Source organism: Saprospira sp. CCB-QB6, from assembly GCF_028464065.1.
Classification (GTDB): Bacteria; Bacteroidota; Bacteroidia; order Chitinophagales; family Saprospiraceae; genus Saprospira.
The window spans coordinates 2435864-2459446 of the sequence record NZ_CP116808.1; the positions used below are offsets into that span (position 1 = coordinate 2435864).

Annotated in this window: 15 protein-coding genes; 9 read left to right on the forward strand and 6 right to left on the reverse strand. The window is 45.1% G+C overall.

Going from position 1 to position 23583, the window contains the following annotated elements:
- Positions 1-47: 47 nt before the first annotated feature.
- From PPO43_RS09490 to PPO43_RS09500, 3 genes are read right to left on the reverse strand one after another with little or no spacing between them, the layout of a single operon-like run.
- On the reverse strand, positions 48-1964 hold the full coding sequence (locus PPO43_RS09490) for a hypothetical protein (RefSeq protein ID WP_272617190.1): 1917 nt from the start codon (positions 1962-1964) through the stop codon (positions 48-50).
- Positions 1965-1988: 24 nt separating this feature from the next.
- Positions 1989-2681 carry a hypothetical protein gene (locus tag PPO43_RS09495; protein WP_272617192.1) on the reverse strand — a complete coding sequence of 231 codons (693 nt, stop codon included), beginning with the start codon at positions 2679-2681 and terminating at the stop codon, positions 1989-1991.
- Positions 2665-3564, reverse strand: coding sequence for a hypothetical protein (locus PPO43_RS09500; RefSeq protein ID WP_272617194.1), 900 nt, complete (start codon positions 3562-3564; stop codon positions 2665-2667). The genes PPO43_RS09495 and PPO43_RS09500 overlap by 17 nt, the downstream gene beginning before the upstream one ends.
- Before the next feature lie 590 nt (positions 3565-4154).
- Here PPO43_RS09500 and PPO43_RS09505 point away from each other — a divergent pair.
- Both PPO43_RS09505 and PPO43_RS09510 read left to right on the forward strand, forming a co-directional pair.
- Complete coding sequence (locus PPO43_RS09505; RefSeq protein ID WP_272617196.1) at positions 4155-5786, forward strand: M48 family metalloprotease; 1632 nt, start codon at positions 4155-4157, stop codon at positions 5784-5786.
- A 1-nt stretch (position 5787) separates the two neighbouring features.
- Positions 5788-6906 carry a glycosyltransferase gene (locus tag PPO43_RS09510; RefSeq protein ID WP_272617198.1) on the forward strand — a complete coding sequence of 373 codons (1119 nt, stop codon included), beginning with the start codon at positions 5788-5790 and terminating at the stop codon, positions 6904-6906.
- A gap of 498 nt (positions 6907-7404) precedes the next feature.
- Here PPO43_RS09510 and PPO43_RS09515 read toward each other — a convergent pair whose 3' ends face one another.
- Positions 7405-8820 (reverse strand): DUF2779 domain-containing protein, encoded by a 1416-nt coding sequence (locus PPO43_RS09515; RefSeq protein ID WP_272617200.1) that lies wholly within the window; start codon positions 8818-8820, stop codon positions 7405-7407.
- 594 nt (positions 8821-9414) lie between these two features.
- Here PPO43_RS09515 and PPO43_RS09520 point away from each other — a divergent pair.
- The 6 genes from PPO43_RS09520 to PPO43_RS09545 all read left to right on the forward strand — a co-directional run bounded on the left by PPO43_RS09520 (position 9415) and on the right by PPO43_RS09545 (position 17098).
- Complete coding sequence (locus PPO43_RS09520; protein ID WP_272617202.1) at positions 9415-9816, forward strand: hypothetical protein; 402 nt, start codon at positions 9415-9417, stop codon at positions 9814-9816.
- Between the two features lie 201 nt (positions 9817-10017).
- Positions 10018-10677 (forward strand): protein-L-isoaspartate O-methyltransferase family protein, encoded by a 660-nt coding sequence (locus PPO43_RS09525; RefSeq protein ID WP_272617204.1) that lies wholly within the window; start codon positions 10018-10020, stop codon positions 10675-10677.
- A gap of 123 nt (positions 10678-10800) precedes the next feature.
- Positions 10801-12129: a hypothetical protein gene (locus tag PPO43_RS09530; protein WP_272617206.1), complete on the forward strand. Its 1329-nt coding sequence runs from the start codon at positions 10801-10803 to the stop codon at positions 12127-12129.
- Positions 12130-12588: 459 nt separating this feature from the next.
- A complete protein-coding gene (gene miaB / locus PPO43_RS09535) occupies positions 12589-14040 on the forward strand; it encodes a tRNA (N6-isopentenyl adenosine(37)-C2)-methylthiotransferase MiaB (protein WP_272617208.1) in 1452 nt (483 codons plus the stop codon).
- A gap of 106 nt (positions 14041-14146) precedes the next feature.
- Positions 14147-15781 (forward strand): hypothetical protein, encoded by a 1635-nt coding sequence (locus PPO43_RS09540; protein WP_272617210.1) that lies wholly within the window; start codon positions 14147-14149, stop codon positions 15779-15781.
- A gap of 15 nt (positions 15782-15796) precedes the next feature.
- The gene (locus tag PPO43_RS09545; protein WP_272617212.1) at positions 15797-17098 is read left to right on the forward strand and encodes a sigma-54 interaction domain-containing protein; all 1302 of its coding nucleotides are present in this window, start codon (positions 15797-15799) and stop codon (positions 17096-17098) included.
- A 195-nt stretch (positions 17099-17293) separates the two neighbouring features.
- Here PPO43_RS09545 and PPO43_RS09550 read toward each other — a convergent pair whose 3' ends face one another.
- Positions 17294-18172, reverse strand: coding sequence for a T9SS type A sorting domain-containing protein (locus PPO43_RS09550; RefSeq protein ID WP_272617214.1), 879 nt, complete (start codon positions 18170-18172; stop codon positions 17294-17296).
- 450 nt (positions 18173-18622) lie between these two features.
- On the opposite strand from PPO43_RS09550, the gene PPO43_RS09555 reads away from it, so the two are divergent.
- Positions 18623-21787: a T9SS C-terminal target domain-containing protein gene (locus tag PPO43_RS09555; RefSeq protein WP_272617216.1), complete on the forward strand. Its 3165-nt coding sequence runs from the start codon at positions 18623-18625 to the stop codon at positions 21785-21787.
- 448 nt (positions 21788-22235) lie between these two features.
- On the opposite strand, the gene PPO43_RS09560 is transcribed toward PPO43_RS09555, so the two are convergent.
- The gene (locus PPO43_RS09560) at positions 22236-23132 is read right to left on the reverse strand and encodes a hypothetical protein (RefSeq protein ID WP_272617218.1); all 897 of its coding nucleotides are present in this window, start codon (positions 23130-23132) and stop codon (positions 22236-22238) included.
- Positions 23133-23583: the final 451 nt, after the last annotated feature.

The following is a 23583-nucleotide window of genomic DNA, read 5'->3' on the forward strand; positions in this document are numbered from 1 at the left end:
AAACCAAGATTTTGGGCTTCGACATAGGTTGTATGAGAAAGTTGATTTTACTCTTTAAGCAAAACAAAGTAGCCTGCCATATCTTTTGATTGTGTGCGTTTAACTTCGTTCAGCTTATAGCTGAGAGGATGAAAGTCTTTGCCTTTCAGTTCTTTGATGTGTTCATTTAAGCGTTCTGTCAATTTTTGGCAGACATCATTAACTGTACCCTCATTGTATGAATGTCTAAAAGTAGCTCTGAAAATCAATTGTGTAGTGTTGGTAGTTGCTATTCGCGCTGCCATCTCCTTGATTTTAGCCTGAAAGTTATCGAGTAAAATTCCACCAAACTCCTTTTCATATCTTGTCTCCTCTTTACTATAAATACCAAAGGTATTACTGAGTAGATAGGTCTTATTCAGTTGAAGGTCTTGGCCAAAAGCAACATTTTTATCACTCAACTCTTTTTTTGTCTGAATTTCTTTCTTGTACTTATCGGTCTTGGCAATTTCCTCATGAAATTTAGAAGCCTCCGCTCTAGCTGCAATGAGCTTAAGAACTATCTCTTCATCCACTCCATACCGTCTAGCATTATTGGCATAGCCCTTTATTTTTCCTAATAGCTCATGCTCCGCAATAATTTCTTTTAACTCGTTAAGAGAGCCATATTTTACTGTTGTCGGGTCAATTCCAAAAGTTCTGGCTTTGGCTTGAAGAGCTATTTTTTCTTTTTGATCTTCCCGATCTTGGGCCTCTTGTCTCCGTCTTTTGGCTAAGGAGTTAGCATATTGAGAACCTGTAGAGGGGCAACCATCTTTAGTTTGATTAAGATCAACTACTTCTTCCTTTTTTTTCTCTTTGAATAATTCAGTCGCCAATGATTCATAATTCTTGGACACATCATATTGGTCTATCCCCGTACTTGCTGCGCCTTGACCTTTGTAGCTAATAGTTGTATTGGGAAATACTTTTTTTAACTCAAGAAGAGATGCAACTTGACTCGTTTTCTCAGGGAATGCTATGCTAAAAATCTTAGCATTCATTTCATCATCATCATTTGTAAACATTGTTTTAATGACTTTTGATGGATCTACCATATCTCCATCGAGTGGAAAAGCTGTATATTCGCAAATTTGAACAACAGAGGTATTAGATTTTTCAAAAAGTTCTTGTAATGAGGCTTTGATCAAACGGTCGACCTGATCGCCCAACTTTAGATTTGATTTTTCCAAATTCTCTGAGGCATTCTGAACAGAACTTATAAAAACCTTAAATTTGATATATTTACTACTTGGACTTAAGTTATCATCTTTAAGTATACTTTCTAAAAATCCCAGAAATTTCTGGTTAACATTACTGGCACCTACTTGATTTTCTACTTCTTTATCTATTAGGTTCTCTCTAATATCTAATTCTAAGGATGCACTGAGACTCGCTTTAGTAATTGCTGCTGGAGAAGAGGGGGCTAGTGCCGTCAATATTTCGATAACCTCATCAAATAGAGGTAAATAAGCTTGAGTTAATTTTGTTGCCTTATTAGCTATTTTTTCAATAATATAGCCTTTTATTCCTCCTTCTGAAGGAATACTTTCGGATAAATTTAGACTATCTAGAATGCATTTTGCATTATCAAAGGAGCTTTCACTAAATTTAAAAATATTGTTGAAAACATGTCTCAAAGAATTAGTGTATGTATTAGTAGCATTTCTGGCGCGCTCGTATGCATCATGTGCTCTGCTGGCTGTTATCTCACTAAGATCTTCATTCTGAAGGAGATTTACAATCTCTTCATTAACAGAAATAAAGGCTTCAATTTCTCTTAATTGCTGTTCATAAAATTCTCGTTGCGTACTTAACTCTTTATCTAAAGGATTGCTTATTTCTTGTTTGCGAAGTTTGTATACAAGTTTTTTGTAATTTTCTTGTTCCTCCTTGAAGGCAAGCAAAATTTTACTTATTTCCGCTAATATTTTTTCTTTATCCATAACTTATTTTGGTGACTTTAATACTTAATATTCTTTATAATAAGACATTATGAATTGCTCTGGCAATGGCTCTATTTTTTTTTCTATACTATCAGCTAGCTTATAAGTTGATATATCGCTTATTTCATATGAAAAAAAACAATCACCATTCATATGAAAAAATGACTTTCTAGTTGTATGTACTGACATATTGTCTAGTTTTTTATTAAGCTCTTTTTCCACTATGACAGGTATGACTTTAGGATCAAAGCTAAATTCTCTATCGCCTTTTCTATTGCTTCTTACAGCTAGTGATATAGTATGACCTCTCTTAATTTTTACTAAGTGGTATTTCTGTGTAGGAGTATTGTTTTCATCAAAAAGGTCTAGTCCTCTAAAGGAATCAATTGCTATAGCTACTGTATAATATTCTGCATTCGTAGATATTATTTGTCCAGAGGGCATAAATTTGTCAATAGTCCTTACTATAGTCGTACTACTAGAATCCCCATCAGGAGTATATTCTATCAACTCTACTACTGTTATACTATCTTCCCTTTTGCTGCTAGATAGCCTTGTAATCTTCCCATCAGTCCAACTGGTGTCGCGCTTAACAATAGGTTCAGGTTGACTATCCTTAGCTGTAGTTTTTTGAGGGGTTTCCTCTTCACAGCTGCTGACAAATAAAAGGCAACTCATACTTAGTAGAAGCAAGCTCATTTTAGATCGATATTCCATAGTCTTTAAATTTAGTTTTAAGTTCATTTTTAAGTGATTGTAATTTATTCGAACTTTGGTTTAAGTCATTTAATAAAGTGTGGAGCTCCCCCCGCACCTCATCCAAATTCCCCTCTACCGTTCGGTTTTTTAAATGCTGTTTTAGGTTGGCCACAATCTTAATTAGCCGAGGCTCTTTGGCCTTTACCTCTGCTACAAAAGCGCTGTATTTCTCCTGTTTTTGCTCACTAATTTCCGCCAATTTGTCTTGTAGAGATTTAGAGAGTTTTAGTAGGCGAAGCGATAACTGATAATGTCGCTCTTCAATTTTTTCTGGCGTTTTGGCCTTAAGTATGGGAATGACATTGTTGGCGACCAAGGCAAAGGTTTTCTTGTAGGCCCGGATAATGCTAATCATCTTCTGATCATCATTTTCTTGGTCCACTTCGGCCTCTATTTGGTCTATTTCTTCTGCTTCTAGACCTACTTCTTGCAGCCCTAAATCTCCCTTGAAGATGTCTATCGCAAAGCCCAATTTCTTAAATAGCTTTTTGCCGTTTTTCTTCATCTTTGCAGGCTTACCCTTGCCATCATTTAAGGCAATGCGCATAGTGGGAGGCTGTCCCTCTACTTCCTGAAAATAACAGATCCCCTTGGCAAAGTCTTTTTCTGCCTTTCGATCAGTTTTTAGTCCCTTATAATATTTCATTAGGGGGCCAGATAACTTGCCCAGCAAGATTAATGTCCCTACCGAACCACAACTAAAAGTATAATCAGATAAAACAACTACGCCAGTTTGCCCAAAAGCAGCAGCCCGTTTTACCTCTCGCTCAGTCAACTTGATATACTGTACTTCCGTCAAGTCTTTTAGCTCTTCTAACTTGATTTTAGATTTAAAAGCCATACGCTAAAGTTTTTACGGTTATCGGATACGACTAAGGTAGAGGCTTTTTTTCGCAAACGCAAGTTATATTTTAAATTTAATTCATTTTTTATTTTTTGAATTTTTAAATATAGGGTTTTATGTTTGAAGGCGGCAAGTGTTTGTTTAGGTTGTTTATTTCAACTTCTGTAGATTTGTGACAACGAAAAAAGAGCTTTTGATCTACTAATAAGTTCTTAATTGAATGAAATGATGAATTGGAATAACTGAAAAGGCCCAAGCGCAGAATTCCTATTTGGCCTAGCGATGTGCAGCAGTGGCCCGCAGGGCCAGACCAAGCCGCTGAAAGCGGCGAAGGGCCGAGCGAATAGCGAGCTGCGAAACGTAGCGCCCGCCGCAGGCGGGAGGCCCCAAAACAACAGCGAGCTGCGACAACCAGCCTCAAAGAGGCGCCAGTTCGACGAAGTAAATGACAACAAGGCCTTTAGGCCGCAGTTCGACGACCAAAGGGAGTAACCGCCCGCCGGTGGCGGGAGGCCCCAAAAAAATAAATCAGTTGCAGCTTTGGCCTAAATTCTGCAATTTTGCCCTACTCATCATTTCAATAACTTATGCAGTATTATTTACTTTTTGCCCTCTTCCTTCTGGGCTATACAAATAGCTATGCGCAAAGCAAGGCCCAACAGGCTAAGGCCAAGACTTGTGAAAAGGTCTATCAGGAAATTGCCCAGGCCATTAATGACCCCCGCCCGTTGCCGGCCTTTAATTTTATTTATCAAAAAGGCAGTAAGCCTTATCATAATGCCTACTACAACCCGCAAAACAACTCTATTAATTTTGGAGAAGGGATTTATGATCTGGCCCTAGAATTTGGCACTGATTCTCTAAACGCCCTAGCTATGGTGCTGGGCCATGAACTAGCCCATTATTATAAGGACCACGGCTGGGGGATGTCTTTCGGCATCGCCAATGAAGACAGCGAGATTGCCGATAAGATTTATGAAATGGAGCTGGATGAAACCCAACGCGCCCGCATGGAAGCCGAAGCCGATTATTTTGGTGGCCTTTTTGGCTATCTGGCCGGCTATAATACCCTAGAGGTAGGGGGGGAGTTTTATAGCCGCTTGTATGAGACAATCGGTTTGCCCGACTCTACCAAAGGCTATCCTAGCCGAACTGACCGCATCGCGATTTGCGATAACTCTCAAAAGATGCTGCAAGACCTTTTGCCCCTTTTTCAAATGGCCAATTATCTAGCATTAATGGGACAAGAAGAACGGGCCGCCAGAGCCTACGCCCAACTGGCCCAACAGTTTCCAGGCCGAGCTATTTATAATAATGCAGCCGTGAATTTTCTGCTGGCCGCCCTCAAAGAATATAAGGCCGAAGAATTACCCTTTCAATTGCCTTTGCAGCTAGAACTCCAAAGCCGATTGGAGCAAAATAGCAAGGGCAATAGCCAACCCAAAAAGGAACGCTTTCTGGCTCAAGCCCAGCAAATGCTAGATAAATCGCTACAGGTTTCGCCTAATTACGGGCCCGCTTTACTCAATGAAATTATCTGGGCCCTGCTCAAAGAAGATCGAGATTTAGCCCTCTTTAAGGCAAAACGCTTGGCTAAAAATGAGGAAATGCCCGCTCATATTCAACATAAGGCCGAGCTCCTAATCGGGATTATTTGGGCCCAAAACGGAGACGAAAAAGCCGCCAAAAAACAGTTTAAACAATTGCGGAAATCTCTGCCCGATTTGGCCGAGGCCAACCTCAATGCCCTCAAATCTAAACGCTGGCAAGCCCGACAAGCCACTAAACAACAAGAAATTAGCGGAGAAACCGAGAGCTATGCCGAACTTCCCTTGGCCGAACTTCCTAGCTATTTTGAAAATAATCAACCCGACATCATCCAAATGATGGAACGCCAACAAGAGGATAGCCCCGAGTTGCTATTAATCGCTAGCCGATTGGAGCAAAAAGAGGCCCTGCTTTTGGCTAGCTACGGCCAAGCCAATGAAGAGGAAATCTGGGGCTTTTTGCAGTTTAATGCCGACTATCAAGGAGAAACCGCCCGCGGAATTAAAATCGGTAGCCGCCAAAGCGAAATCGAAAAATTATACGGCTTTGCCGCCAATAGCCTAAGCACGGGCAAGGGGAAGTTGCTCTATTATCCTTTGGCTGGACTCATTTTTAGTTTGGACCAAAATGGGCAGCTAGGCAGTTGGTTGCAGTTTTCTAAATTGCAATAAAATGCTCTATATCTACGGCTTAATTCTTTTCCTTAGCCTCGGCTACGGCGCATTAATGGCCAGCTATTGCTTCTTTTGGGCAAGGCTGGCCCCTTCTTTTTTAGCCCCCAATTATCAGCCGAAAAAAAAAATCAGTATTGTCTTGGCCGCCAGAAATGAGGCGGAGCATATCGAAAGCTGCCTCCGCTCTCTCTTGGCTCAGGATTATCCGCCCGAATTAATGGAGATTGTTCTGGTGGATGACCATTCTGAAGACGCCACCCGCAGCATTGCCCAAAGTTTCCAAGACGAACGCCTGCATATTATCGCTCTGCAAAAGGGCCTAGGCAAAAAAGCCGCCCTGGCCCAAGCTATTGCCGCCGCCCAAGGCGAATACCTGCTTTTTACCGATGCCGATTGCCAATTGCCCCCCCTTTGGGCCAAACAACTTTGCTTCCCGATGGAGCAAGAAAATATGCAGTTTGTGGCCGCTCCCGTCCTCTTTACCTATCGCAATCGCTTTCTGGAAAAAGCTCAGGCACTCGATTTTATGGGCATGATGGCCATCACGGGCGCAGGCATTAATGGCCAATATATGCGGATGTGCAATGGGGCCAATATGGCCTACCCCAAAGCCCGATATATCGAACTCAACGGCTTTGCCGGCATGGATCAGCTCGCCTCTGGCGACGATATGCTCTTTTTGCAAAAAGTAGCCGAAAAATACCCCGAACAAATCGCTTTTGTCAAAAGCCTTGAGGCTGCCGTGCAGACTCCCGCCGTGCAAACTTATGCCGCCTTTTGGCGACAACGCCTCCGCTGGTCCTCCAAATCTGGCGCCTACAAAGACCGCCGAACCGAACTGCAATTGGGCCTCGTTTGGGCCTTCTCCTGCTCCCTTTTTATGAGCAGTATTGCCCTGTTTTTCGGCTTTTCGCCCTATTGGGTCCTCGGCCAATGGGCCCTCAAAGCCCTAGCCGATTACTGCCTGCTGTCTAGCGCTAGCCGCTTTTTTCAGCGCCGCCAACTCCTCCGCATTTTCTGGCCCGCCCTGCTGGCTCACCTGATTTATATTGTGCTGGTTGGCACGGCCTCGCTTTTCCCACAAAATTATCAATGGAAAGGCCGTTCATGGCGATAAGATGAAGTTTTGGGGCCTCCTGCCTGCGGCAGGCGCTACGTTTCGCAGCTCGCTGTTCGCTCGGCCCTTCGGCGGCTTTGCCGGCTTGGTCTGGCCCTGCGGGCCACTGCTGCACATCGCTAGGCCTGCGGCCCTTCGGGCCTGTAGGATGGATATATAGACCTGCGGGTTGAAACCCGCAGCCAGATTAGGTCCCAATTAGCAAGCTTTTAGCGCTCCCATGGCTTGCAGCTTAAAAGCCGCAAGACCTGAAAACCGAATGCCTTCGCCTATCTCCGATGAAGCCGGGGCTTTTAAGCCGCTGCGGCGAACAAAATGACGGCCCAACAAGATTGGCTGCGGCCTTTAGGCTGCAGAAACAGGATTTTTGGCCCCCCCAGTTGTTAAGGGGCTGTTAAAAATGAAAATAATGTAACAAAATCAAAAAGGGTAAAAGTTATGTCTAGAACATAACTGGCTTGGTAAAAAACATAACTAGCTATGTCTGGGACATAACTACTACCCAAATTTCTGCATAAGGAGCTGGACCATCTTAATCAAAGAGAAGGTATCGAGTTGGCAATAGTCGAGTAGGGCTTGGCGGGTTTGGGCTTGCTCTTGGGGCGATTGTTGGTCCATTTGCCACCAAGCATCGGCAGCGGCTAGGCCCTCTGCAATGGGGAGTTCATCATAGCTCATTTGGGGAAGCAGGACAGGCAAGACCTTTTTGAGGGAGCTGCGGCCCTCAAATTTAGCGTCTATATAAAGCCCTTTGGTCACAATTTCTTCTAGGTCGACTAAGCGTTGATTAAGGCTGTATAAAAAATCTCGATGTTCGGGAAAGCGTTTGGCTAGTTCTCGGTTGCGGTCTCTTTCAAAGGTTTTGTGCCAGACCAAAATACTGCCTTGGGGCTGGGCATTTTCTAAGAGGGCTTGCATCAGGGCGGGGGTAGGGTCTTTTTTGTCTTGGGCCAAAAAATTAGTCGAAACAATATCCTCTGTTTCTTTATCGGCCCAAACTTGCCAGCTAAACTGAAAGGGAATATGTTGGAAAGGGCGGCTATTGGGAATAAAGGGAACGGCTGGATTGACCGCCTCATAATCTAGGGCCTGCAAGGGAAACTCGAGTTGGGCCAACCATTCTTTTAGGGCGGGAACATCTACTTGAGCTTGGCCCGTTTTGGCCGATTGTTGTTGGAGCAGCCAGCGTTCGGGCAGAAGTTCGGGATCCAAGTCTTTGAGATCCCATTTTTTTTGGGCCAGGGCTTGGTCCAAAGGCGGCCGATCTAGTCGATGTCGAGGCAATTGGAAAATGCTAAAGGTTGGAATCTCTTGGCCGTGATATTTTTGAATAAAGGGGCAGGCCAGCTTCTTTTTGCAAAAGCTTTGGCCATCCCATTTGGGGGCTGTTTTTTGGAGGCGGAGCGCCTCGGCCTTTTGCATGAGCAGAGCGGTTTCGGCTCTAAGTTCGGCAAGTTCTTGGCCTAGGGGGTGGATTTTAAGCAGGCGTTTTGGGGGAATTTCTCCGCCGGGATAGCGATAATCCTTATCGATCCAGATGGCATAGCATTGTTCGATCTCATAGCCTGCAAGGCAAAAGAGATGATAACTAAAGGCCCATTCCCTCAGGTATTTTTCCTTAAAGCCATGTTTGGGAGAATAGACCGAGCCGGAGGCGCGCACAAAATAGAGGCGTACTTTATCGGGAGCATCGGGGCTGGCTTTAATAAAATCTACGGAAGCTCGCCAGGGGCCAAAGCTGGCCCAAAGAGGATCTTGATCGCTTAGTTCTATACGTTGAGCGGCCAGTTGGCGGAGTTCGGGAGCGAGGGGATAAGGCAGGCGGGGGCGGGGCGATTCTTCTTGTTGGGCCAGCCAAAACTCTTTGGGGCAATCTGTAAACTGCTGTAAATCTGGGAAATGCAAACTACTCATAAGAAAACAACTTCGGTAAATGGGCGCAAAATGGGCGCTCTTGGGCCACAAGATACAGAAGTTAGGATATTTCCCGCCTTTTTTGGTCCAACAGGCGGCGAAGCCGCCGCAAAGGAGCGCAGCGACGTGGCTGAGGGGCTGTAGCAGGGCCGCCGAAGGCGGCAGACCGAAGCGCTTTAGCGCTGCAGGGCCGAGCGACCCGACCAACGGGAGCCGACGCAGCGAAGCAAGTAACAGCGAGCTGCGCAATGGCCCGACCCGCCCGTAGGGTGGGGCAGCCCCAAAAAAACGGCAGAAAAGGGCAACTGTTTGTAAACCCAATGTTTAGGCAGTATTTTTTTAAAGAAAATATTTCTTTTTGAGGGCCGAAAAAGGGCGGCTGCTAAATTCTACTAAAAATATAACGCTCAAAATAAAGTTTTAGATTATATGAATAATTCAAAATTAAAAAAGATAAAAAAGCTTTATTTTGGGGGTGTTGTAAAATTTTATTTTGTTTAAAGTTTGTCTAACTAAGAAAATGCGCTTAGCTTTGCATCAGCAAAAACGGAATATACCCCATTGATTTAAAGAGAGTTCAAGACGATATATAAAATGAAACATATTATTACCCTCCTCTGCTGTTGTTTTTTCGCCCTACAGGTTTCTTGGGCGCAGTCATCAAAGACCTTAGTACAGACCTTGCCATTGGCAGCGGCTACGGCTAGTTTGGAAATTGCGGCAGAAGTAGAGATTGAGTATTGGGAAGAGGCGCAGGTTCGGATTACGACCGAGGTGATTGCGGAGAATGTGAGCGAGGCTATTTTGAAGAAATTGGTCATGATTGGCCGCTATAATATTGTACAAAAAGAGACGCCCAAGGGTTTGGTTTTGTACATGCCCAAGATGGAGCATCAAGTAATTTTGCGCGGACAAATTCTGGACGAGCAATTGAAGATAAAAGTACAACTCCCCAAGGGGATGAAACTACAAACAGTAGATAAATCGGCGCTTTAGACGCAACAGAAAGTCAGATTTATATAGTGTATGAACAAGGGTGAAAGCCGAGGCAGTAAGGAGCCTCGGCTTTTTTTGTGGGCTATTGCTTGGCCAAGCTTGAAAAAAGGTCTAAATTTGGCCTCTTCAATAACAAAAGTGACTGGATAAAATACAGAAGGTCAAGATATAATATCCTTTTTTTCAAAAGCGAGACCCTCTATGCGAGATACATATAGACATAAGGGGATGAGGCGGAAATTAGTGCAGCAGTTGCAGAAAGACAATCGTTTTTGCGCTGTTGTTTTGGCGGCTATAGGGAGTTTGCCTAGGCATTTTTTTGTGGATTCTGCTTTTGAGGAATTAGTGTATAAAGATCAGGCATTGCCGATAGGTTGGGGGCAAACGCTTTCGCAGCCTTCTACGGTAGCTTGGCAGTGCAGTTTACTGGGCCCATTAGGGGGGCAGCGCATTTTAGAAATAGGGACGGGTTCGGGTTATCAGGCAGTACTTTTGCAGCAGTTGGGGGCTATAGTGGATACTTACGAGCGGCAAGAGGCCTTGTATTTACAGGCGAAAAAGCGCTTTGATGCGCTAAAGCTAGAGAATCTGCGTTCTTATTTTGGCGATAGCACAAAACTTGCTCCTTTAGAGCAGCCTTATGATGGCATATTGATGAGTTGTGCGGCCGAGCAGATTCCAAAAAACTTATTGGCCCAATTAAAAATTTCAGGTCGTTTAGTCTTGCCCCTGCTTTTAGATGGGCAGCAACGGATGTTTGTGGTAGAGCGGAAGGCGGCCAAAACTTTTGAGTATGAGGATCAGGGGCCCTGCCGTTTTGTTCCTTTCTTGAAAGGTACTGTGCGCGCTAATCAAAAGTAAAAGAGAAGATCTGTTTTAGCTCTTTTTTCGTAAAAAAAGAGATACAAAATTAGCCCCCAGCAAAAACCTAATTTGTATTGAGGTTGTCTTCGGGCAACTTTATCATCCCTAAACAAAATGGCTATGCCCTTAGCCCTCTTATTTATTGCTTATGCCTTTTTAGCGGCCCTCTGGATTTTGAAGGGAAAAAGCTTCAAGGTCTGGGGATTGACTCCCAAGTTTATTCTTCTGCTCTTTTTTTTGCGCTTAGGGTTGGGGGCAATTTATGGGCAGTTGCATTTAGAATATTTTGATGCGGGGGATACCTACCTTTATTTTGAGGAGAGCCAGCGCATTGCCCAAACCCTTTGGCCGTATTGGGATTATTATTGGGGAACTTGGACGGGCCAAGCGCCTATTCCCCCAGCCGAGGCAGATGTCTATTTGTATCCGGATTGGGCATTTATCAAACGAGATTTTGGTACTTATGCCTTGGTGCATATTCACGCTATTCCGCAGTTTTTTTCGGCTGGATCCTATCTTTTGCATGGCTTTTTTGTGGCTTTTTTAGGCCTTTTTGCTAGCCTTAATTTTTATTGGGTGCTCAATCGGCATCTTCAGTTGCCCGCTCGCTTGCTGCAGATTGCTTGCTTTTTTATGCCTTCTATGTTGTTTTGGACCGCAGGTTTGCATAAGGATGTTTGGGTTTACCTCTCTATTAGTGGGCTGCTTTTGGGCCTAGATGCCTATTATCGGCAGGCTTGGAAACGAGCTTTGGGCTTTTTGGGCCTTGGGCTTTTGGGCTTGGCCGTTTTTCGGACCTATTTATTGGGGCTGGTTTTTCCAGCGCTTACGGCTGCAAGTCTGTTGCCTTTTTTATTTAAAAATCGCCCAATTCGGGCCTATCTTTCCGTTTATGCCGTTTTGGCCCTTGGGCTTTTTATCCTCGAAATGACGGGCTATTTTTCTCCTTTGGAAGTATTGGCCAACCGCCAAGGCGCTTTTTTGGCCGAAAAAGGCGGCTCTGTTATCGCTAATGCAACGGCTTGGGAGCCTAATTTTTATAGCTTTTTTTCCTATCTGCCCAATGCCCTTTTTAATGTCTGTTTTCGTCCGCTCATTTGGAACGTCAAGGATAGTTTGCAGCTAGCTGCGGCCCTCGAAATTCTTTCCTTTTGGTTGCTTTTTTTCTTGGGCCTAAACAAGGGGCGCAATCCCCAAAAGCGTTCGCCGCTCTTTTATTTTATGTTTTTTTATGCCCTGAGCAACCTCTTGTTAATTGGTCTATTGGTGGTCAATTTGGGCACTATTGTCCGCTACCGAAGCATTGCCCTGCACTTCTTAGTTATTTTGTTGCTCCAAAGTTTTCACTTCCTCAACGAATATTTTCAGTCTAAAGAAAGCCGCAAAAAGCCCCTTGGTCCAAAAACGGAACGGCCAGCAGCTAGCCGTAGAGCCGAACTGCAAGATTAGTCAATTGGAGGATGTTTTGGGGCCTCCCGCCTTCGGCGGGCGGTTACTCCCTCCCTTCGGTCGTCGAACTGCGCCCTAAAGGGCTTGTTGTCGTTCGGCAGCTCGCTGATCGCTCGGCCCTGCGGCCTTACGGCCTTGGTCTGCGGCTTTGCCGCACTGCCTACCATCGCTAGGCCAAGAAAAGCGCCCCTTTGGGGCGCCCAGCATAAAAAAGAAGACTGACATTTTGTCACCTTTGTCCAAAATATGAATTACCTTTGCAAAAGGGCCAAAATTAAGCTTTTGGGCCGGGCGTTTTCGGCCTAGCGCTGCGGAGCGGGTGGCCCGAAGGGCCAGACCAAACAAAACGAGCCTTGGCGATGTTTTGTGCAGGGCCGAGCAGGCTTGCGAGCCGCGCAGCATAGCGACCCGCCCGCAGGGAGGGGAAGCCCCAAAAAAAAGAATAGCACCGATACTGATATGAAACTGTACAACGATAATCCAACTTTGGACAAAAAAATGTTGCCTGAAGATAAGCAGGGCGATGTCTTTTTCAAGGAGCAATTGCAAGCTCAACAGCAAGATGGCCAAAAGCGCTTTTATATTGAGAGCTATGGTTGCCAGATGAATTTTAGCGATAGCGAGATTGTCGCCTCTATTTTGCAAGAGGCGGGATATGCATCGACTAAATACATGGATGCGGCCGATTTGATTTTGGTTAATACTTGTTCTATTCGCGAAAAGGCCGAGGATACGGTTCGTAAGCGTTTGCGCATTTTTGACAAGCTCAAAAAAGAGCGTCCGGGCCTATTGGTTGGGGTTTTGGGCTGTATGGCCGAGCGCCTCAAGGCCAAGCTTTTGGATGAGGAGAAATTAGTTGATTTGGTTTTAGGTCCCGATGCTTATCGCGATTTGCCCAACCTCATTGCCACTGCAGAAGATGGCGATAAGGGGATCAACGTCTTTTTGTCTAGAGAAGAAACCTATGCGGATATTAGTCCTGTTCGCCTCAGCGATAGTGGGGTAACGGCTTTTGTGACTATTATGCGTGGTTGTGATAATATGTGTTCTTTCTGCGTGGTGCCTTTTACCCGTGGTCGAGAGCGCAGCCGTGATCCTTATAGCATTTTGGCGGAATGTCAAGATTTATTTGATCGTGGATTTAAGGAAGTGACCCTTTTGGGCCAGAATGTAGATAGTTATCATTGGGAGCATCCCGATGGCGATGAGCAGGTTGATTTTGCTGATTTATTGGAGAAAACGGCCCTCATTCATCCCGATTTGCGCATTCGTTTTTCTACCTCTCATCCAAAAGATATTACGGATAAGGTGCTTATCAATATGGGTAAATATGAAAATATCTGCGAGTATATTCACTTTCCGGTACAATCGGGTAGCAGCCGCATTCTCAAGAAAATGAACCGCACTTATGACCGAGAGTGGTACATGGGGAAGATTGACCGCATTTATGAGCTTTTGCCCAATTGTGCGATTTCTTCAGATGTGATTGCTGGTTTTTGTACAGAGACCGAAGAGGACCATCAGGATACTCTTTCGATTATCGAGCACAGCCAATACAGCATGTCTTATATGTTCTTCTATTCGGAGCGCCCAGGTACTTTGGCTGCTCGGAAATATGAGGATGATGTGCCTTTGGAAGTGAAAAAACGTCGTTTGCAAGAGATCATCCGCTTGCAAAATCAAATCTCTTTTGCGCATAACAAAAAAGATATAGGCAAAACCTTTAAGGTCTTGATTGAGAAGGTCTCTAAGCGCAGCGAAGAGGATTTTGCGGGGCGAAATTCACAGAATAAGATGATTGTTTTCCCTAGAGAAAATACTGAAATTGGACAATATGTCTATGTAAAAGTCACTGAATGTACGCAGGCTACGCTTCGTGGGCATTTGGTGCCTGCTCCCGAACAAGCTTAGGAGGTTACTCTGCGGCAGGTCTTGGCCTGCCGCAGGGCCCACCAATTTGGCAGCTCCACACATCTAATAGAGCGATAACAACTTTCTCACTTAACATCACTTATTTATGTTTACTTATCGCTATTTCGCTTTGGCCCTTTTGCTATGCTTTTCGGCCAGTAGTTGGGCCCAAAAAGGTTTGGAGACCGAGGCCGTTTCTATTTTTAAGAACCAAACGGCATTCTTTGTTAAAGAGGGGCAGGTAAAGACCAAAAAAGGCAAATGGGAGCTAGTTGGAGATACGATTCCGCAGGCGCTCAATGGTACGCTTTGGTTTAGCTCGCCTAGTTTGCAAATTGTTCGTTCTTTTCAGCAAGAGAAAGAAATTGAGGGATTGGCCAATAATTATAGTAGTATGTTTTTGGCCAATGATGGCAAAAATGTACGCCTTTTATTATCTGGTGATACCACTTGGACCGAAGGAAAAATTAAGGTTTTACAAGTGCCTAATCCCGATCCTAGCAAACCCAATATTAAAACGGGGGCGCTTTTCGCTATTCAAATGAAAACGGGCCGCAGCCTGATCCTCAAGCAAGCGCAAATCGAATCATTGCGAAAGTTTGAGATCTTAGATTCGCCCAATTTTACCAATAGCAGCATCCAAAAACTACCCGTTTTGCAAGCTGATTTTGGGGCCAATACTACAGCTAGCCAAAAGCTACAAATGATGTATTTGCGTCAAAACCTGAGCTGGAAACCCGACTATTTGGTTGAGCTGCTCAATGATAAGGAAGCCCGCATTTCTTTGCGCACTACTGTGGTCAATGAGGCCGAGGATGTAAAAACGAAGGCCCTTAATTTGGTGGCTGGCGTGCCTAATTTTAAGTATGCCAATCGCATTTCGGACCTGTTGAGCTTTGGCTATGTGCAGCCCGTCCAACCACAACATTATGTGCATACCTTGAGCAATGCTATGGTAGAAAATGTGGCTAGCTACGATGCAATGCCTATGCCTTCGGCCCCCACTCGTGGAGGTAATGGAATGCCTGGTCCTGCTCCTGCTCTAGGCGAAAGCGTGGAGGACCTTTTCTATTACACGCTCAAAGATGTAGAAATTAAGAAGGGGGAACGCGCCCTACTTGATGTATTCTCGGCTAAGGTTCCCGTAGAACATATTTATGAATCAATCATTGGGGCCAATTCTTATTCTTATAGCACGGCTTATAGCTTTGAAAAGCAGACGATTCCCGTTTTGCATACCATTAAGCTAGAAAATAAGACGGATTATGTTTGGACGGCTGCCCCTGTGATGGTGGTCCAAAATAAAGACAATAAGATTTTGCCCATCAGCCAAGATGTACTTTACTACACCTCTAAGCAAGATGAGGTAAGCGTAAAATTGACGGAGGCGCCAGATGTGGCTCTCAAGTTTTCAGAAAAAGAAATCAAGCGTACCAATAATACCAAGCAAATCCGCGAAACCAACACTAACCGCATACGCTACTACGATCTAGTGACCGTAGAAGCCGAAATTGAAATTCAGAACTTTAAGGGCAAGGATATTCGCCTAGATATCAAACGGGCTATTTTTGGCGAGTTGATGGAAAGCTCAGAAGATTGGCTAAAATCTCCCCGCCTACAACCCAATATGGGCTATACCACTTATAATCCCTATACCGATGTTTGCTGGGAAATGAAGATCAAAAAAGGGGAACAAAAGAAGATCACTTACACCTACAAGGTCTACCTCAGCCATTATTAAATGTTAAAGAACAGTATGGATAATATTCAAGCGATAAAACAACGTTTCGGAATCATTGGCCACTCCCCCCAATTGCAACACGCCCTGAAAACAGCCATTCAGGTGGCGCCTACAGATTTATCTGTTTTGGTCCTGGGCCAAAGTGGGGTGGGAAAGGAGTCTTTTTCCAAAATTATCCATCAACTGTCTAACCGCAAGCACAATAATTTTATTGCGATTAACTGTGGCGCCCTGCCCGAAAGTACGATTAACTCCGAGCTGTTTGGCCATACCAAAGGCGCTTTTACGGGAGCTGTCAATGAACGAAAAGGTTACTTTGAAACCGTAAATGGCGGCACTATTTTCCTCGATGAAATTGGGGAAATGCCTTTGGATACCCAAACTTACCTTCTGCGGGTACTCGAGCAGGGCGAATTTGTTAAAGTGGGTTCTTCGCAGGTAGAAAAAACCGATGTGCGCATTGTCGCTGCGACTAATGTCAATTTATTGGAGCGCATTGAGCAGGGCAAATTTAGAGAGGACCTCTATTATCGCTTGAGCACGGTGGTTATTCAGGTTCCTGAGCTGAGCAAAAGAGGCGATGATGTGCTCTTGCTCTTCCGCAAGTTTGTCTCTGATTTTGCTGATCAATACCATACGCCTATGGTCCGCCTTAGCGAGGAGGCCGAGGATATTTTGTTGCGCTACCCCTGGCCCGGAAATATCCGAGAGCTGCGCAATGTGGCCAAAAGAGCCGCCCTTTTTTCAGAGGATAAAACGATTAGTGCAGAGCAGTTGCTAGAGTTTTTGCCCCAATTGGGCCAAGGCCCCCGACACTTGCCCTTGCCGCATAAAGAGGCCAATGATAGCAGCCAAGGCTTTTACGAAAGAGAGATTCTGTTTAAGTTTCTCTACGAAATGAAACAGGACCTCAATGATGTGAAGCAACTTATTGCCGAATTGGTCCAAACCAATAACCTCCAAATGCCCCGCCCCATGCCTAAGGGGCACAGTATGCAAGGCTATTTGCCTTTGCCCCGGCCCGAAAATGAGGATTACAACGCTCACTATACTCCAAATTCACTAGAAGAGGATGCTCAACCTCAAGAAGGGCCCATTATTTTGCATAAAGACTATCATAATGCAGAGCAACAACGAGAGCGCTTTAATGAGGTGGAGGAACTAGAAGAATCACTTTCTATGGAACAAATGGAAAGAGAGCTGATCGAAAGAGCACTCAAAAAACACAGAGGGAAACGCAAGGATGCGGCTCAAGAACTAGGAATTTCCGAGCGGACACTTTACCGCAAAATCAAATTACACGATATTCAATCCTAAAAGAGAAGGGCGAGGCCATGGTTGGTCTCGCCCTTTTTGCTGTTTGTAGGAGTCTTTTTTGGGGCTGCCCCGCCCTGCGGGCGGGTCGGGCTGTGTCGCGGCTCGCAAGCCTGCTCGGCCCTGCGGCGGCAAGCCGCCTAGGTCTGGCCCTTCGGGCCACCGCTTTCCATCCCTCAGCCGATAGGCCCTCTGGGCCTATTGTTTAATTAGCTCTTGGCTTTCGATTAGGCTTGGGCCTTGCCAAAACTGTAAAATATAAAGGCCTGCAGGAAGTGAGTCTAAGCATAGGCTAGCACTAAACTCCTTTTGCCAAATAAGCTGGCCCAAGCTATTATATAGCTGAATCCGATCAACAGATAGTGCTGTGGCTTTTTCAATTTGCAATTGACTTTGGACGGGATTGGGATAAATCCGAAACTGTTGCTGGGCCAAGTTGGCCACAGCATGCGGCCCCCCATTATAAACATTGCAATAGCCATGGCTCTTATTGAGGTAATGCTGTTGGCCATCTTGATAGGCACAAAGCAAGTATTGGCTCATCATCATACCCGCTTGTTTATAGAGAATGCCCAGATTGGGACCAACGCCTTCTATAAAAGTAAAGTTTTCGATGCCAGTAGCATCAGCCTTAAAGCGGATGTGTTTGCGGCCCTGTTCCGTATAGACACTATCAACAATCTGTAGGCTATCAGGAATAGCGCCCCAAGCAGGAGAAATATTAAAAGTATCGCCAACTTGCAAACGGAGGTCCATCAGTAAAACGATATTGCTATCGGCAGGTGATTGAAGGCTAGGTTGAGGGCGGTACCAAAGCTGCCCAGTAGTTGTATCTTCGGATAGCCAACCACCACTGTAGTTAAAGCTATTGGGGATTTCCACTTTGGTCCATTGGCGGCCAGCAAAGCTGCTATCGTAGCGGCTATAAAGGGTATCTTGTTGTGTACCAGGTAAATTACTCCATTCAAAAATCCATTGGGTAGAATCTTGGCCAAAAACAGAGGCATACTGTGCTTGTAGGGCTGAAAAAGAGAGCAAAAAACATAAAAAAGGTAGGAAAAACTTCTTTGTTTGCATGAGATTTAAATTTTAAATAATGAGGAAATTGGGCGCTAATGCCCTATATATAAGCATTCTTTTAAAAATGCTTGTGGAGGAAAAAAGATTTTTGTACTTCAACCGAACCGAATCAATTTGCATCTTTGTAATGTGCTTAAAGCAAGTGCAGAAAACGTTCTTAAGTTAAGTGAAGAAAATCTTCAAGGTTCGGTTCGGAAAAGTTGATCAGGCAAGGTGCAGGATCGACCTTTCCGTGTTTGTAGTTAAGCTAAGCGCCATTTGGCCCAGCGCTGCGCAGCGGTGGCCCGAAGGGCCAGACCTAGGCGGCTTGCCGCCGCAGGGCCGAGCAGGCTTGCGAGCCGCGCAGCATAGCGGCGGCCGATCTAGCCAAAGGCTAGCCGGCCGCGGGCCCCAAAATAATTATAAACTATAGCCTATCTATTCTTGAGACATAAAACCGCCCCGAATATGAAATATATTAGTCCCTTAATTGCTATTTTTTTGATATTGCCCCTTGTTTTATGGGCGCAAGATCCGCCTTCTGCGCAAACTTGGTTGGAGGCCAATCGCTTGTCTGCTTTGTTTAGAAACGGAGGAGATTTGTTTAACGATGGGCAAAATGCGGCATTTTTGACGCCGAATAAGGCGGATAGTACAGAAAGTCGTGCAGCTATGCATCTCCTTGGGTTAAGTTTGGGGGGGCTAGATGCTGGTGGTGATTTGCATTTGGCGGCCCAGACCTATCGTCAGGGAGGGTTTGATTTTTGGCCTGGACCGATTGATAGTGTTAGCCAAAGAGCAGATTCCATTTCTTCTCGCCGATTTAATTACATTTGGTCGGTAGAGTTGTTGGATATTTGGGTGGTCTTAGAAGATTATCGAGACAATGGGCAGGTAGATGGTCCAATGCCTGCAAGTTTGTTGATTTGGCCCGCTCAGGGAAATGCTTACTATGCTCAAAGTTTAGGTTTTGCCTTACCCGATCAGGGCTTAGCTCCTTTCTTTGATCGGGATGGAGATGGGATTTATAATCCCTATCAGGGGGATTATCCCACTTATCGAATGGGCGATTCTACGGCTTTGGCCGATCAGGTTATTTGGACTGTTTTTAATGATGTTTCGGCTGGGCATCAGTTTACGCAGGGAGATGCTCTGGGGGTAGAAGTGCAGCTAACGGCCTATGCTTTTGGTTGTTTGGCTTTAGAGCAAAGTCTGCGAGAAAGCATCTTTTTAAATTATAAAATTATTAACCGTTCGGCTCAAGATTATCAGCAATTTTGGGCGGGTTTTTATACTGATTTTGATTTGGGTTGTCCTGCTGATGATTATATTGGTACAGATAGTAGTTTGCAAACGGTTTATGCTTATAATGCTGATTATCAGGACCATACAAGCCTTTGTCAAACAAATAACTATGGGAGTCAACCGCCTGTAGTGGCTTTGACTTTTCTCAATCGCTCTTTGGACCGAAGCATTTATAACCTAAATACTACCTTACCGCCTTTGGGGCATCCTGCTCAGCCTAATCTAGATCAGGGGTTCTATCATTTATTGGAGGGGAAATGGACCGATGGGCAGCCTTTGCGCCCTTATGGCAATGGCTATGATAGTTTGGGAACAGGGCAAGCGCATTATGTTTTTCCCAATTATCCCTTTGATAGTACTGCATCCTCTTGGTGGGCTGGAGATGGTTATAGCTGGGCTCAAGGACAAGATTTTAGAGTGATGGCTTCTCATTTTAAGGGGGATTTATTGGCTGGGGAAAGCATGGATATAGACCTTATGCTGAGTTATCATTATGCTGATAGCTTGACAGGGCTTTATCAGATGTTGCAGTTGTTGCCCCAAAATATACCCAACTTGCAGCAGGCTTGGGCTCAGGGCATTGGGCAGAACAGTTGCTATCAGTCTCAAGATTTTAGCAGCCAGATTTCAGGTTATTTATATGAGGACCAAAATGCTAATTGCCAGAAAGAGGCTCAAGAAATACCATTTGCTCAGCGCTTTGTTTGTGTGGAGAGACAAGGCCAGCGCTATTATGCTACAACTGACAGCAGTGGTTTTTATCAGTTTGATAATTTGCCTTTTGGAGAATATACGCTTTGGGCTGTACGGCCCAGCCATTATTGGCAGGATGGCTGTCAATTACAGGGACAATATGTAGTCAACTTGCAGCATCCGCAGGGCATACAGCAAAACATTGGCTTGCAGGCACTAGATAATTGCCCCTTTGTCCAAATTCAGTTGGATGGGCCAAATTTGGACGCTTGCACAGCACAACAACAATGGTTGAGCTATGAAAATCGAGGAACCGATACCGCCTATCAGGCTTATGTGGACTTATCTTGGCCCAAATACCTGCATTTAGATTCAGCTAGTTTGCCTTTTAGTCAAGTCGATAGCCAAACTTATCGGATAGATTTGGGCAATTTAGCCCCTCAGGCTGTTGGGCAACTGGACCTTTGGAGTTCATTGAGCTGTGACTCTGTTTTGGCCGGCCAATCTTTTTGCTTAGAAGCGCATGTATATCCCGATAGTCTTTGTCGGCCTATTTATCAAGAAACTGTCTTGGCTGTTTCTGCCGAATGCGAGGGAGATTCTATTGTTTTCTATTTGAGAAATATAGGTTTGATTAGCTTGACGCCTTTGCGGACCCAATTAATCGTCATTGAAGATGACCTGATGCAGCCGCCTTTGCCTGTGACGATTTATGGCAGTGGAGTAACTGCAGTTCGTATTCCTGTAGAAGCAGGATTGACCTATCGGGCGCTCTTAGAGCAGACTGGAAGTATTTGGTCGGCTCCAGTGATTTCTGATGTGGTGGAAGGTTGTGGTCTGGATAGTTTGGGCCAAATGCATCTGGGCTATGTTCAACAACTGGCTAATTTGCCTGCTACGGTTTTTGGGGCAGAGCATTGTTTGATTTTACAAGATTCTTTTAAATCGCTATTGAATGTGAAGGCGCAGGTCCTCCCTTTGGGCTATGATGTGCCAGCTTATATTTTTCCCTCAGATCCTTTGCATGCTCAGTTTGTCTTGCAGGGGCCATTTAAGGGGCATCTTCAGCTAAGGGATAGCCTGTCTAGCTATTTGGACCCTAGTAGCTTAGCCTTAGGGGTAAGTAGTCATCCTGCGAATTGGTCCTTAAAGGGCCAAGGGCTGTTAACTGCTGATTTTGGCTTTATTGACTTGGCTGCTGAAGAGGAGCTATTGTTTAGTTATCGGATTGACCAAAAGGAAAATAATCGGCCCAATATAGTAATTCCACAGCAATGGAGTTATCAGAAAGATAGTTTGCCTTGGGCCTTTACGGCTGTTCATCAGCGTGTTGTTGGGCAAAACTTCTTCAGCGTATTGGCTCAAGACAGAAGCGAAAGTTCAAGGGGATTGGCTTATGATTTTTGGCCTATACCTGCCCAAGATGTCTTGAATTACTCATCGGCTAGGGGCTGGGAATCGGGCCAAGAAGTACGCATCTATAGCATTTTAGGCCAAGAGCTGGCCCGTCATCAACTTTTGGCTCCCAATGGTCAGATTCCCTTAGGGGATTGGTCCAATGGAGTATTCATTCTACAGCTTTTTTCTGCCAATCAGGAATTGCTTGGGCAGGAGCAATTTGTTATTGCTCAATGATTTGGGGCCTGCCGCCTGCGGCGGCCGCGCCCTTTCGCGGCTCGCAAGTCTGCTCGGCCCTGCGCGGGCTTTGCCCGCTGGGTCTGCGGCTGCGCCGCACCACTACAGGCCGCTAGGCCAAAGCGCAGCGACAAGCCGCGACCGCGGCGTCAAACTTAGCCATTTTTTGTCCCGGCCGGCGAGGGGCGGCGGCCACAGCAATCTCTACTTTTAACTTTATCTGGCCCTCAGTATATTGCATTTCAGGCTAAATCATCTTCTGCGCCGCCCTCGCCTGGGGGCTGGGCTCCTTTGGCCTTGGAGGCCAAAGCGCCCAGCATGGCCATCGGCCCTTCGGGCCTCCTCCTCATAGATCATCAGCCTTCGGCTGATATAAAAAAGGGCTATCGGAACCCTCCGATAGCCCTTACCTTATAGTAATCCTACAATTAAAAAACCTCCAATAGGCCTAAAGCAATTCCAGCAGCAAAACAGCCTCTATTGCAGTGGGATTATCCAGCAGCAAAATGCGTTGCCCAGCAGGAACCAGCAAATCTAGCGTTTGATTCGGGAGCAGCTCCTGCCATTGGCCCGCACTAGCCGTAGCATTCGCCAAAGTCGTATAGCGGACCGCCTCCCCTCGCAAATGCGTCAAACGAACCCTTGAGCCCTCCTGCAGCAAGCCCTCCAACTGTTGTTCCTGACTATTAGGGGCCAACTCCACTTCTAAAGTATTCACCTCCACCTCATCGCTATGGCTAGGCGAACTAGTCTGACGGAAATACTTGAGCTCATAAAAATCCACCACTCGGTCCACATCTCGATAATAATGAAACTTTAGGCGAGCAAAGGTGGCAAAAAGCCCCAAAGACAACTCCTCTCTCTGTTGTTCGAGTAAATTAGAATTGCTATGAAAGCGATACTCTAGCCCCTGCTGCTCATCTCGAAGAGCCTCCAATTGCTGCCCATAAGCCGCAACTGTAGCTCCCAAAGCCGCCAGTTGTGGATCAAGCAATAAGGCCCGTCCCAAGCTTTTTACCTCTTGAATGCGAACCTCATAGACCGCATTTTTAAAGATGGATCGTCCCTGCGGAAATAGCTGCTTGTACTGTCGACTATCCAAATCATAGTTCATCTGCACCTCAGCATGCCAGCGGCGAAGCATCGGACCAGTTACCTCTTCTAAAAGCTCTTTAAATTCAGCCGTTTTAGCATGATAGGCGCGGCGACCATCAATAGACTGCTCGTACTGCTGCAAAAAGGCCAAATAAAAAGGCTCGAAAAAGCTCAAGATGTCTTGAAGCGCAGGATCACTAGCAGCCATTAAACGAAGCTTGCTCAAGTGATCAGTCGCTAGCTGATACATTTTTTTAAAGGACCCAGCAGTATTACTGTGAAAGAAGTTAATCAGTGGGTACCATCCCAATTTTGAAAACATAAGCATAATTTTTTGTGTACAATAATTGTTTGAGTTATAAACATAGGCATATACTTTCGTGATATCAAGGGTAGGGTTTGAAAAAGTATAACTTTTAACATTTGATGTACATGTAATTATAGTTTTAGCCTGTTTGTTTTGGTTTTAGGTTGTGTTTTGGGTAGACCAATTAGCAGTCAGGATTTTAGGAAGGCATATATCTGTGTAGGAAACAGCGATCAAAACTTTAGGAAGGTATATATCTGTGCAGGAAACAGCGATCAAAACTTTAGGAAAGCATATATCTGTGCAAGAAACAGCAATCGGAACTTTGGTAAGCTGTATATCTGTGCAGAAAACGGCAATCAAAACTTTAGGTAGCTGTATATCTGTGTAGAAA